14 protein-coding genes are annotated in these 15,333 nt (G+C 63.2%); 13 read left to right on the top strand and 1 reads right to left on the bottom strand.

Features of this window, described 5'->3' with window-relative positions:
• Positions 1–10 precede the first annotated feature (10 nt).
• From miaB to trmB, 9 genes are all read left to right on the top strand, one after another.
• Positions 11–1,420 carry a tRNA (N6-isopentenyl adenosine(37)-C2)-methylthiotransferase MiaB gene (miaB, locus tag NL532_RS31745; protein WP_023688746.1) on the top strand — a complete coding sequence of 470 codons (1,410 nt, stop codon included), beginning with the start codon at positions 11–13 and terminating at the stop codon, positions 1,418–1,420.
• 83 nt (positions 1,421–1,503) lie between these two features.
• Positions 1,504–2,496 (top strand): PhoH family protein, encoded by a 993-nt coding sequence (locus NL532_RS31740; RefSeq protein ID WP_027049340.1) that lies wholly within the window; start codon positions 1,504–1,506, stop codon positions 2,494–2,496.
• Positions 2,497–2,513: 17 nt separating this feature from the next.
• Positions 2,514–3,020, top strand: a complete 507-nt coding sequence (gene ybeY / locus NL532_RS31735) for an rRNA maturation RNase YbeY (RefSeq protein ID WP_023828451.1) — start codon at positions 2,514–2,516, stop codon at positions 3,018–3,020.
• A 28-nt stretch (positions 3,021–3,048) separates the two neighbouring features.
• Positions 3,049–4,143: a hemolysin family protein gene (locus NL532_RS31730; protein WP_023682011.1), complete on the top strand. Its 1,095-nt coding sequence runs from the start codon at positions 3,049–3,051 to the stop codon at positions 4,141–4,143.
• 20 nt (positions 4,144–4,163) lie between these two features.
• On the top strand, positions 4,164–4,634 hold the full coding sequence (locus tag NL532_RS31725; protein WP_023746679.1) for a VOC family protein: 471 nt from the start codon (positions 4,164–4,166) through the stop codon (positions 4,632–4,634).
• 77 nt (positions 4,635–4,711) lie between these two features.
• Positions 4,712–6,304, top strand: coding sequence for an apolipoprotein N-acyltransferase (gene lnt / locus NL532_RS31720; RefSeq protein WP_023746680.1), 1,593 nt, complete (start codon positions 4,712–4,714; stop codon positions 6,302–6,304).
• Between the two features lie 137 nt (positions 6,305–6,441).
• Positions 6,442–6,861, top strand: coding sequence for a helix-turn-helix domain-containing protein (locus NL532_RS31715; protein WP_023669550.1), 420 nt, complete (start codon positions 6,442–6,444; stop codon positions 6,859–6,861).
• A 221-nt stretch (positions 6,862–7,082) separates the two neighbouring features.
• Positions 7,083–8,348, top strand: coding sequence for a methionine adenosyltransferase (metK, locus tag NL532_RS31710; protein ID WP_023669551.1), 1,266 nt, complete (start codon positions 7,083–7,085; stop codon positions 8,346–8,348).
• Between the two features lie 139 nt (positions 8,349–8,487).
• Positions 8,488–9,189, top strand: a complete 702-nt coding sequence (gene trmB / locus NL532_RS31705; RefSeq protein WP_023823757.1) for a tRNA (guanine(46)-N(7))-methyltransferase TrmB — start codon at positions 8,488–8,490, stop codon at positions 9,187–9,189.
• A gap of 42 nt (positions 9,190–9,231) precedes the next feature.
• On the opposite strand, the gene NL532_RS31700 is transcribed toward trmB, so the two are convergent.
• Positions 9,232–9,396 (bottom strand): hypothetical protein, encoded by a 165-nt coding sequence (locus NL532_RS31700; protein WP_023669553.1) that lies wholly within the window; start codon positions 9,394–9,396, stop codon positions 9,232–9,234.
• Positions 9,397–9,731: 335 nt separating this feature from the next.
• Here NL532_RS31700 and rimP point away from each other — a divergent pair, with 335 nt between their 5' ends.
• From rimP to infB, 4 genes are read left to right on the top strand one after another with little or no spacing between them, the layout of a single operon-like run.
• Complete coding sequence (gene rimP, locus NL532_RS31695) at positions 9,732–10,376, top strand: ribosome maturation factor RimP (RefSeq protein WP_023828450.1); 645 nt, start codon at positions 9,732–9,734, stop codon at positions 10,374–10,376.
• Positions 10,377–10,423: 47 nt separating this feature from the next.
• The gene (gene nusA / locus NL532_RS31690) at positions 10,424–12,019 is read left to right on the top strand and encodes a transcription termination factor NusA (RefSeq protein ID WP_023669555.1); all 1,596 of its coding nucleotides are present in this window, start codon (positions 10,424–10,426) and stop codon (positions 12,017–12,019) included.
• 38 nt (positions 12,020–12,057) lie between these two features.
• On the top strand, positions 12,058–12,708 hold the full coding sequence (locus NL532_RS31685) for an RNA-binding protein (protein WP_023726862.1): 651 nt from the start codon (positions 12,058–12,060) through the stop codon (positions 12,706–12,708).
• Positions 12,705–15,269: a translation initiation factor IF-2 gene (infB, locus tag NL532_RS31680; RefSeq protein WP_023669557.1), complete on the top strand. Its 2,565-nt coding sequence runs from the start codon at positions 12,705–12,707 to the stop codon at positions 15,267–15,269. Before NL532_RS31685 ends, infB begins: the two co-directional genes overlap by 4 nt.
• Positions 15,270–15,333 lie beyond the last annotated feature (64 nt).

The raw sequence follows: 15,333 nt of genomic DNA, 5'->3' as shown, positions 1-15,333 counted from the left end.
AAGCCGCCGGATGGATTTGAACACGATAGAGCGGAACGAAACCGACAGCGCCTTGCAAAGCGCTGCTGTGGCGTCCGCCTCGGCCAAAAAGGTCTTCGTCAAGACCTATGGCTGCCAGATGAATGTCTATGACTCACAGCGCATGACCGATGCGCTGGCAGCCGACGGCTACACCGCGACCGATGTCATCGCCGACGCCGACCTGGTGCTGCTCAACACCTGCCATATCAGGGAGAAGGCGGCGGAAAAGGTCTATTCTGAGCTCGGCCGCATCCGCGACATGAAGGCTGAACGCGCAGCAGTTGGGCGCGAAATGCTGATCGGCGTCGCCGGTTGCGTCGCGCAGGCCGAAGGCGCGGAAATCATCCGCCGTTCGCCTGCTGTCGATCTGGTCATCGGCCCGCAGACCTATCACCGGCTGCCCGATGTGCTGGCCCGGGTGCGTGGCGGCGAGAAGATCGTCGAGACCGAATACGCCATCGAGGACAAGTTCGAGCATCTGCCGCAGCCGAAGCGTGCCGAAATGATCAAGCGCGGCGTCACCGCCTTCCTCACGGTGCAGGAAGGCTGCGACAAATTCTGCACCTTCTGCGTCGTGCCCTATACCAGGGGCTCGGAAGTGTCGCGGCCGGTGGCGCAGATCGTCGCCGAAGCCGAGCGGCTGGCCGATGCCGGTGTGCGCGAGGTGACGCTGCTGGGGCAGAACGTCAATGCATGGCACGGCAAGGGTGAGGATGGCATGGAATGGGGGCTTGGTCGCCTGCTGTTCCGGCTGGCCGAAATTCCTGGCCTGGCGCGGCTGCGCTACACCACCAGCCATCCGCGCGACATGGACGACGAATTGATCGCTGCCCATCGCGATCTCCCGGCTTTGATGCCTTATCTGCACCTGCCGGTGCAATCCGGGTCAGACCGCATCCTCAAGGCGATGAACCGCAGGCACACGGCCAAGGACTATCTGGCGCTGCTCGAGCGCATCCGCGCGGCCCGCGGCGACATCGCGCTGTCCGGTGACTTCATCGTCGGCTTCCCCGGCGAAACCGAGGCGGATTTCGAGGCGACGATGGGTCTGGTGCGCCAGGTGAACTACGCCTCGGCCTTCTCGTTCAAATATTCGCCGCGTCCCGGCACGCCGGGCGCCGATATGCCCGATCACGTGCCGGAAGCGGTCAAGGATGAACGTTTGCAACAGCTGCAGGCATTGTTGCTCAAGCAGCAGCAGGATTTCGGCCTGGGCCTGGTCGGCAGCACCATCGACACGCTGATCGAGAAGCCCGGCCGTCAGGCCGGCCAGAAGGTCGGCCGCTCGCCCTGGCTGCAGCCGGTTATTGTTGATGAAAAGGCCGGCGAAATCGGTGACATTATCCGGGTGCGAATCACGAAGACGGGCTACAATAGCCTGTTCGCCGAGTTGGCTTGATGGCCTCGGCAGATGAGGAGAGACGGTTGAGCGCTGCTGAAGTGAAGACTCTGCCCCAGAACCAGACGTCCGGGGCCTCTGACATGGCGCACATCGTTCTGACTTTCGACAACAACAAGCTTGCCAGCGCCCTGTACGGCCAGTTCGACGAGAACCTGGCCCGGCTCGAGCAGAAGCTCGGCGTCGACATCCGCTCGCGCGGCAACCAGCTCACCATCAAGGGCTCGGCCTCGGCGGCCGAGCAGGCGCGCCGCGCGCTCGACAATCTCTACGGCATTCTCCAGAAGGGCACCGATATTGGCCAGTCCGACGTCGATGGCGCCGTGCGCATGGCGATTGCCGCCGACGACCAGCTGACGCTGCCGACGCTGGAACGCAAGGGCAAGGTTTCGGCCGCCCAGATCTCCACCCGCAAGAAGACGATCTATGCCCGTTCGCTCAACCAGGACGCCTATATGCGGGCGCTGGAGCGTTCGGAACTTGTCTTCGGCATTGGCCCCGCCGGCACCGGCAAGACCTATCTGGCGGTGGCGCATGCGGCGATGCTGCTCGAACGCGGCATGGTCGAGCGCATCATCCTGTCACGCCCAGCGGTCGAGGCCGGCGAGCGGCTGGGTTTTCTGCCCGGCGATATGAAGGAAAAGGTCGATCCGTACCTGCGGCCCCTCTATGACGCGCTCTACGACATGATGCCGGCCGACAAGGTCGAACGTGCTATCGCTGCCGAGGTCATCGAAATCGCGCCGCTGGCCTTCATGCGCGGCCGCACGCTGGCGCATGCCGCCGTCATCCTCGACGAGGCGCAGAACACCACGCCGATGCAGATGAAGATGTTTTTGACCCGCCTCGGCGAGAATTCGCGCATGATCGTCACCGGCGATCCGACGCAGATCGATCTGCCTCCAAGCACCAAGTCGGGCCTCGTCGAAGCCTTGCGTGTCCTTGACGGCGTGGCCGGCGCGGTAACCGTGCGCTTCAACGATGTCGACGTTGTGCGCCACCCGCTGGTGGCCGAAATCGTCAGGGCCTATGACCGCGACGCCAAGCTGGCACGCGGCCTCGGCGCCGAGAGCTGATGTGACGATGCGGGCTCATGCCTGAAGACATAAGACCTGGCGGCGGGGACAGTTCGGTTCCCGTCGAGATCGATATGTCGGTCGAGGCCGGCGACTGGCCCGATGAGGCGGCGCTGACGCGTCTGGTCGATCGCGCCGTGTCGGCTGCCTTTGCCGAAACCGCTGCTGCCGGTCCTTCCGAACTCAGCATCGTCTTTTCCAACGATGCCCATATCCGTACCCTCAATGCCGGCTGGCGCGGCAAGGACAAGGCGACCAACGTCTTGTCTTTCCCGGTTTTTCCGTTCCCCAGGGGTGGCAAGCTGCCGCCCATGCTGGGTGACATCGTGCTGGCCGCCGAGACGGTGGCGCGCGAAGCCGCCCTGGAAGACAAGCCCTTCGAGAACCATATCACCCATCTCGTCGTCCACGGCCTGCTGCATTTGCTGGGCTACGATCACGAGACCGATGCAGAGGCCGAGGAGATGGAAGCCATCGAGCGCTCGGCGCTCGCAAGGCTTGCCATTCCCGATCCCTACACGTAATGACAAAAGACCAATTGACCGGACGACGATGAACGACAAACCAGAAACTGCCGCCCGCCCCGAGGCTGGCAGTGCGACAAAGCCTTCCGATACGACGGAAGAGGGATCGAGTCCGAGTCCCAGTTCCGGCAGCCCTGCTTCTGGTAGCATTGCCAGCGAGCCATCGCCTGCCGGTCCGTCCCTGTTCGACCGCGTCTTGGGCCTTTTCAGGCAGCGGAACGGCACCAGCCTGCGCGAGGAAATCGCCGGCGCGCTTGCCGAAACGACCAGCGATGCCGGGTCTTTCTCGCCTGGCGAACGCGCCATGCTCAACAACATATTGCGCCTGCGCGAGGTACGCGTCGAGGACGTCATGGTGCCGCGCGCCGACATTGAGGCCGTCGAGATCACCACGACGTTGGGCGATCTGCTCGGTCTGTTCGAGCAGTCCGGCCATTCCCGCATGCCGGTCTATTCCGAGACGCTCGACGATCCGCGCGGCATGGTTCACATCCGCGACGTGCTGGCCCACATCACCAAGGTTGCCCGCGTCAAGAAGGGCAGAACATCCAGGAAGACGCCGGCAACGACGCTTCTCGACCTCGCCCAGGTCGATCTCGGCCGCACCATCGGCGACCTCAATCTGATCCGCCCGGTGCTTTTCGTGCCGCCATCGATGCTTGCCTCCGACCTGATGGGCCATATGCAGACGACGCGAACCCAGATGGCGCTGGTCATCGACGAATATGGCGGCACCGATGGTCTCGCCTCGCTGGAAGACATCGTCGAGATGGTCGTCGGCGATATCGAGGACGAGCATGACGAGGACGAGCCGCTGATCACCCAGACCGGCGAGGGCGTATTCGTCGTCGACGGCAAGGCCGAGATCGACGAGGTCGCCAAGATGATCGGCGAGGACTTTACCGCCGGCGAGCATGGCGAGTATGTCGACACGATCGGCGGCATGATCTTCAACACGCTGGGCCGCGTGCCCGCGCGTGGTGAGGTTGTGCAAGCCATCCCCGGCTTCGAATTCCACGTGCTCGACGCCGATCCGCGCCGCGTCAAGCGGGTGCGCATCGTCCAGAACCAGAAGGGCGAGCGTCGCCGCCGCGTGACCGCCCCCCGCACCGAGCAGGCCTAGGACAGAACGTTGCCCGGCCGATGACGATCGACGATCCCTTCAAGCACTCAACCTTTGGCTCGGGTGTCTTCTACAAGGACCCGCCAGCCGCATTGAAATGGCTCGAAACGGCCTTCGGCTTCGAGCCGAGCATGGTGGTCAGCGACGCCGACGGACGGCTGGTCCATGCCGAAATGCGCTTTGGCGACGGCTACATCATCGTCGATTCCGAATGGGCCGATCATATTGCCAGTCCGGTAAGCGTCGGCGGCAAGAACACTCAGTCGGTCTGTGTGCGTCTGAAAGACGGCCTGGACGTGCATTGTGAGCGGGCAATGGCGGCTGGAGCCCAAATCGTCGAGGAGCCTGCCGACCATTTCTACGGCGAACGGCAGTATCGGGCGCGCGACCCCGAAGGCCATGTCTGGACCTTCACCCAGACCTTGCGCACCGTGCCGCGCGAGGAGGCCGAGCACCTGAGCGGGCTCACCATCGAGGGATGGCACCGATAGCGCAGCGATCGGCCGGTTCGCGTTTCAATAAATCTGATAAATCTTGGCTCCTGATTCGCGCGACCTGGGAAGTCTGTATGGAGCGCCTTGCCGGCCGGATAATTCTGCTTTGGGGCTGGCGGCGCGCGCTGGTGGCGTTTCTTGCCGGGGCGCTGGCGGTGCTCGCCCAGGCGCCTTACGATTTCTTCGCCGTCTGTTTCGTCTCGTTTCCACTGCTGGTCTGGCTGCTCGACGGCGCCACCGGCCAGGCTTCCGACGGCTGGCTCAGGCGCCTGCGGCCGACTTTTGCCATCGGCTGGTGGTTCGGCTTCGGCTATTTCCTCGCCGGCCTGTGGTGGATCGGTGAGGCGCTTCTGGTCGAGGCCGACAGTTTCGCCTGGGCCTTACCCTTCGCGGTCGTCGGCATTCCTTTGGCGCTGGCATTTTTCTACGGCTTCGCCACCGTCGTCGCGCGGCTGTTATGGACCAACGACATTGGCCGCATTGCCGCCCTTGCCTTTGCTTTTGGCCTGACGGAATGGCTGCGCGGCTTCCTGTTCACCGGCTTTCCCTGGAATGCCGTCGGTTATGCGGCGATGCCCGTGCCGCTGTTGATGCAAAGCGTGTCGGTGACCGGCATGGTCGGCATGAACGCGCTGGCGGTCTTTGTCTTCGCCATGCCGGCCTTGCTTGCAGCACGCCGGCATGTCCGTCTCGGTGTGGTCCTGCTTGCCATTCTCGTCGCCGCCCATGCCGGCTTCGGCTATGTCAGGCTCGCGACCCCCGACAAGCCGGCAACCCGCACTCTCGATGTCCGTATCGTGCAACCGGATGTCGACCTCAGCGAAAAATGGGACGCCTCGGTGCGCGACCGCATCTTCGCCACGATGATGGGCCTGTCGGCCGCAGCGCCCGACCCCGGTCATGACAAACCGCAGTTGATCCTGTGGCCGGAGACCTCGGTACCGTTCCTGTTCACCGAGCGTCCGGACGCGCTGACCGCGCTCGGCGACATGCTGCAGCCTGGTCAGATGCTGATTGCCGGCGTCGTGCGCGAGGAGCGCGGATCGGGGGCGGATGCCGACAGCCGCTACTACAATTCGGTGGTGGCGATCGATGACAAGGGCGAAATCGCTGATGCCGTCGACAAGGTCCATCTGGTGCCGTTCGGCGAGTATCTGCCGTTTTCCGGTCTGCTCAGCCGCTTCGGCATCGGACAGCTCGTCGCCGGGCCGATGAATTTCGCCGCCGGCAACGAGCGCCATCCGATCGCTTTGCCCGGCGGCATCAGCGCCTTGCCGTTTATTTGCTACGAGGTGATCTTTCCTGATCTTGTGGCTGTTGACGCAACGTCATCCCAGCTTATTGTGAACGTCACCAACGACGCATGGTTCGGCGACACGCCCGGGCCGTACCAGCATTTCAGGCAGGCTCAGATTCGCGCGGTGGAAAACGGATTGCCGCTGTTGCGCGCCGCCAACAACGGCATTTCCGCCGTTGTCGATACGCGGGGACGCATCGTCGACGCATTGGCGGTCGATGCACGTGGCGCCATCGACGTGCGGGTGCCGATCTCCGGCCAAGCCTTCATCTCCGCCGCGGGGCGGCGCATTAACGGAATGCTGATCATGTTGGTGTTTGCCGCAATCGCCCTCAGCTTGAACGTAAGGCAACGGCTACGGGTGAATTGACAGTCGACACATTAGAAACTCATACTGTTACCGCCTAATTTTCTCGAAGTCGGTTGGTGTTTCTGTTGGGGCAGTTGGCTCCGGCTTCGTTTGGGCGAGAAAAATAGAAAAGGCCGGAAAAATTCGGCGAGGAAAAAATGACAGAAGAAAACAAGAAGAAACCGAATCCGATCGACATCCATGTCGGAAGTCGCGTCCGCCTTCGGCGCAATATGCTTGGAATGAGCCAGGAAAAGCTTGGTGAAAATCTCGGTATTACGTTTCAGCAGATCCAAAAATATGAAAAAGGAACGAACCGCGTCGGCGCCAGCCGTCTGCAGGCAATAGCCTCGATACTCAGCGTGCCTGTCGCCTTCTTTTTCGAGGATGCGCCAGGGCAGGAGCCGGTGGGTAATAGAGGATTTGCCGAGGACACTTCGATGGCTTTCGCCGTCGAATTCTGCGGCAGTCCGGAAGGGCTTCAGCTCAACCGCGCGTTCGTCAAGATCGCGGATGTGAAGGTGCGTCGCCGGATTATCGACCTTGTGAAGTCCCTTTCTGCCGAAGATGCCGAGTGATTCGGTGGGTCGATTGACCCATTGGCCCCAGTAATCCCCGGGCCCGAGTAGCCCAGAGGCTCGACTGCCGGCGGCGCCAAGCCGCCGGTGGTACAAGATATATTGCTGCGGCACTCATGCCAGAACCGCGGCACCGCTTGACGAGCGGCGCCCGGCACCGTTAACACGTGGCGCGCCAAAATCGGCAGCCCTGCCGATCGTTTTTTCAAGAGGGGACACCCGTGACGCGGCAGAACTACTTCTTCACCTCGGAATCCGTGGCCGAGGGTCATCCCGATAAAGTCTGTGACCGCATCTCGGACGAGATCGTCGATCTGGTCTATCGCGAGGCCAAGAAGACCGGCATGGACCCATGGAAAGTCCGCGTCGCCTGCGAGACGCTCGCAACCACCAACCGCGTCGTCATCGCCGGCGAAGTAAGGGTTCCCGATACTCTGCTGAAGCGGGACAAAGCCGGCAACATCCTCAAGGACGCCGCCGGGCATTCGGTCGTCAACCCGGCCAAGTTCAAGTCGGTCGCCCGCAAGGCGATCCGCGAAATCGGCTACGAGCAGGCCGGCTTCCACTGGAAGACGGCAAAGATCGAGGTTCTGCTGCACGGCCAGTCGCCCGACATCGGCCAGGGCGTCGACAACGCCGCCGACCGCCAGGGCGAAGAGGGTGCCGGCGACCAGGGCATCATGTTCGGCTATGCATGCCGCGAGACCCCGGACCTGATGCCGGCGCCGATCTATTACAGCCACAAGATTCTCGAACTGCTCGCCGCTGCCCGTCACGAAAACAACGGCGAAGCCGGCAAGCTCGGGCCTGACGCCAAGAGCCAGGTCACCGTTCGCTATGTCGATGGCAAGGCCGCCGAAGCGACTCAGATCGTGCTATCGACGCAGCATCTCGACGCGACCTGGGATTCCAAGAAGGTCCGCAAGGTCGTTGAGCCTTACATCCGTGAGGCGCTCGGCGACCTCAAGATCGCCGACGATTGCATGTGGTACATCAACCCGACCGGCAAGTTCGTCATCGGTGGGCCGGACGGCGACGCCGGCCTGACCGGCCGCAAGATCATCGTCGACACCTACGGTGGTGCTGCCCCGCACGGCGGCGGCGCCTTCTCCGGCAAGGACACCACCAAGGTCGACCGCTCCGCCGCCTACGCGGCGCGCTATCTCGCCAAAAATGTGGTGGCGGCCAAGCTCGCCGACCGCTGCACCATCCAGCTGTCCTACGCCATCGGCGTTGCTCAGCCGCTGTCGGTCTATGTCGACCTGCACGGCACCGGCAAGGTCGACGAGGCCAAGCTCGAGGAAGCGCTGCGCACGGTGATGGATTTGTCGCCATCCGGCATCCGCAGGCATCTCGACCTCAACAAGCCGATCTACGCAAAGACCTCGTCCTACGGCCATTTCGGCCGCAAGGCCGGCCGAGACGGGTCCTTCTCCTGGGAAAAGACCGATCTGGCCAAGGCGCTCAAGGACGCGATCGCTGCTTAGGCATGATTCCAAAAAGTGGGTACCGGTTTTTTGGAAAAGATCATGCTCCAACAAAGGATTAGATTGAGATGAGATTTCAGCCAAATCTCATCTCAATCCCAAATCTCATCTCAATCTAAGCGCGGCGCGCGACCAGGCCATGGATCCACAGGACAGGCGGAGCCGGGCGACCGAAGGGTTCTTCGGCCGCCGGCACGGCAAGACCATTCGCCCGCAGCAGGCGGCGGCGCTGGAAAGCGGTCTTGGGGCCTATGGCCTCGACCTCTCCGTCCAGGCACCGGCAGAATTGCGCGCGCTATTCTCAGCGGATGTTTCAACGGTTCGGCTGGAAATCGGCTTCGGCGGCGGTGAGCATCTGCTGCACCGTGCCACGGAGGCACCGGCGACCGGCTTCATCGGTGTCGAGCCGTTCGTCAACGGCATGGCCAAGCTGATGATGGCGGTGCGGGAAAAGCCGCTTGCCAATCTTCGCGTTTATGACGACGACGCCACGCGCCTGCTCGATTGGTTGCCGCAGGCGTCGCTCGACGGCATCGACCTGCTCTACCCCGATCCCTGGCCGAAGAAAAAGCACTGGAAGCGGCGTTTTGTCAGCCCGCTTAACCTCGATCGGTTCGCGCGCGTGCTGAAGCCGGGCGGAAAATTCCGCTTCGCATCCGACATCGACACCTATGTGAACTGGACCTTGTTGCACTGCCGGGCGCATGGCGCGCTCCTCTGGCAGGCGCAAGATGGGGCCGACTGGCATCGGCCCTATGAAGGCTGGCCGGGCACACGCTACGAGGCGAAAGCCATTCGCGAGGGCCGACGGCCGGCCTATCTCACCTTCATCAGAAAATAGTTCGATGCGGGAAAGTGTCCCGCATCGACAGCCGGTCTGGCTTCAGAAACGGCCGATCTTGCCGAAAGCGGTCGGGTCCATGCCGAGCCGGCGCAGATCGTTGGCGCGCGGCTTGCGGCCGGCTTCGACGGCCCGCGAGGCGGCAACGGCGCTGCCGAACAGGGCAAAGGCGTCGCCTATGGCGGAAAACACGGTACGGTTGCTCATTGTCTTGACCTTTCGCGCGCCACCGCGCGCTCATCTTTGATTTGTGCCGTGCAACATAGATAGGGATGTGAAATCCGGGATCACAGGGCCGTTACCGCATAGCCGGCATGCGCCGCGCGCAATCCTGCCAGCCGTCCCCGGCTGCACTCTGCCCGGCCCGTCAACAGACTTGAAACACCGGCCGGGATCGTCTATATCAGCCTCAAATTCTTGGTCGGTATGACGAAGAGTGGGTCCACCCGGTCCCGCTCTTTTTTATTACCTGCCGGTCAGCCATCAGCAAAGAGATGGTTCGGGACGACGATCATCCTGATCCAGAGAACGACAGGAACCGCATGACTGCAACGGCAAGCGAAGCCGACGACCGCATCATCCGCGAAAGCGGTATCGATGCGCGCATCGCGCTGATCGTTCAGCCGGTGTTGCGAGGCATTGGCTTCCGTCTCGTGCGGGTGCATCTGTCGGGCCAGAACGGCCTGACGCTGCAGATCATGGCCGAACGCGAAGACGGCACCATGACCGTCGAGGATTGCGAAGAGGTCAGCCGCGCTGTGTCGCCGGCGCTCGACGTCGATGACCCGATCGAAAAGGCCTATCATCTCGAAGTGTCGTCGCCGGGCATCGACCGGCCGCTGGTACGCAAGTCGGATTTCGTCACCTGGACCGGCCATCTGGTGAAGATGGAAACCTCGGTGCGGGTCGCCGACCGCAAGCGCTTCAAGGGCAAGATCGCCGAAGCCGGCGAAGACGACATGCTGCTCGAGCGCGACAAGGCCGCCTACGGGGAAGAGCCGACGGTTCGCATTCCTTATGACGCGATCGCCGATGTGCGGCTGATCCTCACCGACGACCTTATTCGCGATGCCCTTTCGAAGGACAACCGGGAACGCAAGGAAGCCAAGAAACGCCGCGGCGAAGCTGATGATGCACCCGAAGGTGCTGAAGGCGGCGCGGAAGACGAAATCGAACAGGAACTATGATGAGCGGCCGGGCCTAAAAGCTCGGCAACAAGCTCGGGAGAAATAAGATGGTTGTAAGCGCCAACAGACTTGAACTGCTGCAGATCGCCGACGCGGTGGCGCGTGAAAAGTCGATCGACAAGTCGATCGTCATTGCCGCCATGGCTGATGCGATCCAGAAGGCCGCGCGCTCGCGCTACGGCCAGGAAACCAACATCCGCGCCGACATCAACGCCAACACCGGCGAGATGAAGCTGCAGCGGCTGATGGAAGTGGTCGAGAAGGTCGACGACTACGCCACCCAGATCGCCATTTCCTCGGCCCGCGAGCGCAATCCGGACGCCCAGCTTGGCGACTTCATCGCCGAACAGCTGCCGCCAATGGATTTCGGCCGCATCGCCGCCCAGTCAGCCAAGCAGGTCATCGTGCAGAAAGTGCGCGAGGCCGAGCGCGACCGCCAGTATGACGAATACAAGGACCGCATCGGCGAGATCGTCAACGGCACCGTCAAGCGCGTCGAATATGGCAACGTCATCGTCGATCTCGGCCGTGGCGAGGCGATTATCCGCCGCGACGAGCTGATCCCGCGTGAAAACTACAAGTACGGCGACCGCGTCCGCGCCTATGTCTACGACGTGCGCCGCGAACAGCGCGGCCCGCAGATATTCCTGTCGCGCACCCATCCGCAGTTCATGGCCAAGCTCTTCACCATGGAAGTGCCGGAAATCTATGACGGCATCATCGAGATCAAGTCGGTCGCCCGCGACCCAGGCTCGCGCGCTAAGATCGCCGTCATTTCGCGTGACTCGTCGATCGATCCGGTCGGCGCCTGCGTCGGTATGCGCGGCAGCCGCGTCCAGGCCGTGGTCGGCGAATTGCAGGGCGAAAAGATCGACATCATTCCGTGGTCGCCTTCGGCCGCCTCCTTCATCGTCAACGCGCTGCAGCCGGCGGAAGTCGCCAAGGTGGTGCTCGACGAGGATGCCGAGCGCATCGAAGTGGTGGTTCCCGACGACCAGCTGTCGCTGGCCATCGGCCGTCGCGGCCAGAACGTGCGTCTTGCCTCGCAGCTCACCGGCTGGGACATCGACATCCTGACCGAGGCCGAGGAGTCTGAGCGCCGCCAGAAGGAATTCGTCGAACGCTCGTCGCTGTTCATGGAAGCCCTTGATGTCGACGAGATGGTCGGCCAGGTGTTGGCCTCCGAAGGCTTCACCAGCGTCGAGGAAGTTGCCTACGTCGATTCGGGCGAGATCGCCTCTATCGACGGTTTCGACGAAGACACCGCTTCGGAGATCCAGACCCGCGCCCGCGAATATCTGGAGAAGATCGAAGCCGAGCATGACGACAAGCGCAAGGCGCTGGGCGTCACCGACGAACTGCGCGAGATCCCTGGCGTCACCACCGCCATGATGGTGACGCTCGGCGAGGATGGCGTGAAGACGATCGAGGATTTCGCCGGCTATGCCGCCGACGACCTGACCGGCTGGAAGGAACGCAAGGACGGCGAGACCAAGGTATTCCCGGGTGTGCTCGCCAATCACGGCGTGTCGCGCGCCGACGCCGAGCAGATGGTTCTGGCAGCCCGCCTCAAGGCCGGCTGGATCACCGAAGACGAGCTTGCAGCCGAACAGGTCCCGGCTGACGAAGCCGTTGGTGCGTGAGGTGAAACCGCATCGCACACAACCCGCCCCAGGACGAGATGAACGATCGCACCTGCATCGTCACGCGCAAGCAAGCCGAGCCGGATGAGCTGATCCGTTTCGTCGTCGGCCCGGATTCGGCCGTCGTTCCTGACCTGAAGAGAAATCTGCCCGGCCGTGGTTGTTGGGTGAGCGCCGACCGCCTACATATCGACAAGGCGGCGGCGAAGAACCTGTTTGCCCGCGCCTTCAAGGCGCAGGTCGTCGTGCCGCCCGATCTCGGCGGCATGGTCGACGGACTGCTTGCACGATCCGCTTTGGGTATGCTTGGCCTTGCCCGCAAGGCTGGCTCGATCGCACTCGGCGCAACCAAGGTCGAGAGCGCGGTGCGCTCGGGGTCGGCGCTTTTCGTGCTCCACGCGACCGAGGCATCCGACGATGGCGTGCGCAAGATCAGTCAGGCGCGGCGGGCAACTGTCCACCTCGGCGGGCCGGCAGTCCTTGCCTACAAACTTTTCTCCGAGGCCGAGTTGAGCTTGGCATTGGGGGGTACAAATGTGATACATGCTGCCGTTCTCGCGGGAGACGCGGGCAAGGCGGTTGAGAGGCGCATGGTTGCGCTCGACCGATATCGGGGCGGAACCCCCGACGATCTGGCAATGCTTGCGGCCGTTGCTGACGAAGATGATGCTGCAGAGGATATGGAATGAGCGATACGAAATCGGGCGACGATAAGACGTTGAGTGTTACACCGAAGAAGACCTTGACGCTGAAGCGCCCCGGTACCGAGCAGAGCGTCGTGCGACAGAATTTCTCGCATGGCCGCACCAAGCAGGTCCAGGTCGAGATCAAGAAGCGCAAATTCTCCATGCCCGGCGACAAGCCGGAGCCGGTGGCTGCACCCGTATTTACGCCCAAGCCCGCGGTAGTGGCAGCCCCCGTCGTGCAGGAAGCGCCCAAGGCGCCGCCTCCGCCGCCGCCGGCCGAACGCGGCGGCATGGTGCTGAACGAACTGTCGCGCAATGAAATGGAAGCGCGCCGCAGGGCGCTCGAAGGCTCCAAGGTTCGCGACGTCGAGGACCGCCAACGCGCCATCGAAGAGGCCAAGCGCCGCAACGAGGATGAGGAACGCCGCAAGCGCGAGCGCGAGGAATCCGCGCGCCGTCAGGCCGAGGAAGAAGCCCGCCTGCAGACCGAGGCCGAGTCCCGCCGCCGCGCCGAGGAAGAAGCGCGCCGCCGCGCGCCGCAGGCTGCCGAGCTTGTGGCATCGGACGACGAGGAAGAGGTCAAGCCGAAGCGCACCGCCGCCGGCGCCCCGGTACGCCGTCCGGTTACGCCCGAAGTGGCGCGCCCGGCCAAGCCGACCAAGGCCGAGGAAGACCGTCGTCGCGGCAAGCTGACCCTCAACACGGCGCTTTCCGACGAGGACGCGCGCGCCCGCTCGCTGTCGTCGATGCGTCGCCGCCAGGAAAAATTCAAGCGCGCGATGCATAATGAGCCGCGCGAGAAGGTTATGCGCGAAGTGATCCTGCCTGAAACCATCACCATCCAGGAACTGGCGCAGCGCATGTCCGAGCGCGCTGTCGATGTGGTCAAGTACTTCATGAAGCAGGGCCAGATCCTGAAGCCGGGCGACATCATCGACGCCGACACGGCCGAGCTGGTCGCCACCGAATTCGGCCACACGGTCCGCCGCGTCGCCGAGTCCGACATCGAGGAAGGCCTGTTCAACATTGCCGACAATGCCGAGGACCTGGTGTCGCGGCCGCCTGTCGTGACCATCATGGGCCATGTCGACCACGGCAAGACCTCGCTGCTCGACGCCATCCGCAATGCCAATGTCGTCTCCGGCGAAGCCGGCGGCATCACCCAGCATATCGGCGCCTACCAGGTCGAGAAGAACGGTCAGAAGATCACCTTCATCGACACGCCCGGTCACGCCGCCTTCACGGCGATGCGCGCCCGCGGCGCTCAGGCGACCGACATCGCCATCCTGGTGGTGGCGGCCGACGACAGCGTCATGCCGCAGACCATCGAATCGATCAGCCATGCCAAGGCGGCCGGCGTTCCGATCATCGTGGCGATCAACAAGATCGACAAGCATGATGCCGATCCGCAGAAGGTGCGGTCGGAACTGCTGCGCCATGAGGTGTTCGTTGAATCGATGGGCGGTGAAGTGCTGGACGTCGAAGTGTCGGCGACCAAGGGCACCAACCTCGACAAGCTGTTGGAAGCGATCCTGCTGCAGGCCGAAATCCTCGACCTCAAGGCCAATCCGGACCGTACCGCCGAGGGCGTCGTCATTGAAGCCCAGCTCGACAAGGGCCGTGGTCCCGTCGCCACCGTGCTGGTGCAGACCGGCACTTTGATGCCGGGAGACATCCTCGTCGCCGGCAATGAGTGGGGCCGGGTGCGCGCTCTGGTCAACGACCGTGGCGAGCAGATCAAGGAGGCGCCGCCGGCTATGCCGGTCGAGGTGCTCGGCCTGCAGGGCACGCCGCAAGCCGGCGACCGCTTCGCTGTCGTCAACAACGAGGCCCGCGCCCGCGAGATCACCGAATATCGCCAGCGTCTGGCGCGCGAGAAGGCAGTGGCTCGCCATGCCGGCCAGCGCGGCTCGCTCGAACAGATGATGTCGCAGCTGCAGACGAGCGGGTTGAAGGAATTCCCGCTGGTCATCAAGGGCGACGTGCAGGGTTCGATCGAGGCGATCAACGCCGCTCTCGACAAGCTTGGCACCGACGAGGTGCGTGCGCGCATCGTTCATGCCGGCGCCGGCGCCATCACCGAAAGCGACGTGTCGCTGGCGGAGACCTCGGGGGCCGCGATCATCGGCTTCAACGTCCGTGCCAACGTGCAGGCACGTGCGGCCGCGGCGGCCGCGGGCATCGAAATCCGCTACTACTCGATCATCTACAACCTCGTCGACGATGTGAAGGCAGCACTTTCCGGCTTGCTGTCGCCGGAACGCCGCGAGACCTTCATCGGCAATGCCGAGATCCTCGAGATCTTCGACATCACCAAGGTCGGCAAGATCGCCGGCTGCCGTGTCACCGAAGGCAAGGTCGAGCGTGGAGCGGGCGTGCGCCTGATCCGCGACAACGTCGTCATCCATGAAGGCACGCTGAAGACCCTCAAGCGCTTCAAGGACGAAGTCGCGGAAGTTCCGGGCGGCCAGGAGTGCGGCATGGCCTTCCAGAACTACGAGGACATGCGCGTTGGCGACATCATCGAGTGCTTCCGCGTCGAGATGGTGACCCGGACGCTCTGAGTTCGTATACTGTCGATACGACCGGGCGGTGGTCGAAAGACCGCCGCCCTAACTTTAATGCCTG

Source organism: Mesorhizobium sp. C120A (assembly GCF_030323105.1).
Classification (GTDB): Bacteria; Pseudomonadota; Alphaproteobacteria; order Rhizobiales; family Rhizobiaceae; genus Mesorhizobium.
Note: the sequence above shows the minus strand (reverse complement) of the source record. Positions and strands in the feature narration are given on the sequence as shown.

Excerpts from the sequence above, each read along its gene's own strand:
- miaB (WP_023688746.1), top strand. The coding sequence starts at position 11 with ATGGATTTGAACACGATAGAGCGGAACGAAACCGACAGCGCCTTGCAA.
- NL532_RS31740 (WP_027049340.1), top strand. The coding sequence starts at position 1,504 with ATGGCGCACATCGTTCTGACTTTCGACAACAACAAGCTTGCCAGCGCC.
- ybeY (WP_023828451.1), top strand. The coding sequence starts at position 2,514 with ATGCCTGAAGACATAAGACCTGGCGGCGGGGACAGTTCGGTTCCCGTC.
- NL532_RS31730 (WP_023682011.1), top strand. The coding sequence starts at position 3,049 with ATGAACGACAAACCAGAAACTGCCGCCCGCCCCGAGGCTGGCAGTGCG.
- NL532_RS31725 (WP_023746679.1), top strand. The coding sequence starts at position 4,164 with ATGACGATCGACGATCCCTTCAAGCACTCAACCTTTGGCTCGGGTGTC.
- lnt (WP_023746680.1), top strand. The coding sequence starts at position 4,712 with ATGGAGCGCCTTGCCGGCCGGATAATTCTGCTTTGGGGCTGGCGGCGC.
- NL532_RS31715 (WP_023669550.1), top strand. The coding sequence starts at position 6,442 with ATGACAGAAGAAAACAAGAAGAAACCGAATCCGATCGACATCCATGTC.
- trmB (WP_023823757.1), top strand. The coding sequence starts at position 8,488 with ATGGATCCACAGGACAGGCGGAGCCGGGCGACCGAAGGGTTCTTCGGC.
- NL532_RS31700 (WP_023669553.1), bottom strand. The coding sequence starts at position 9,396 with ATGAGCAACCGTACCGTGTTTTCCGCCATAGGCGACGCCTTTGCCCTG.
- rimP (WP_023828450.1), top strand. The coding sequence starts at position 9,732 with ATGACTGCAACGGCAAGCGAAGCCGACGACCGCATCATCCGCGAAAGC.
- nusA (WP_023669555.1), top strand. The coding sequence starts at position 10,424 with ATGGTTGTAAGCGCCAACAGACTTGAACTGCTGCAGATCGCCGACGCG.
- NL532_RS31685 (WP_023726862.1), top strand. The coding sequence starts at position 12,058 with ATGAACGATCGCACCTGCATCGTCACGCGCAAGCAAGCCGAGCCGGAT.
- infB (WP_023669557.1), top strand. The coding sequence starts at position 12,705 with ATGAGCGATACGAAATCGGGCGACGATAAGACGTTGAGTGTTACACCG.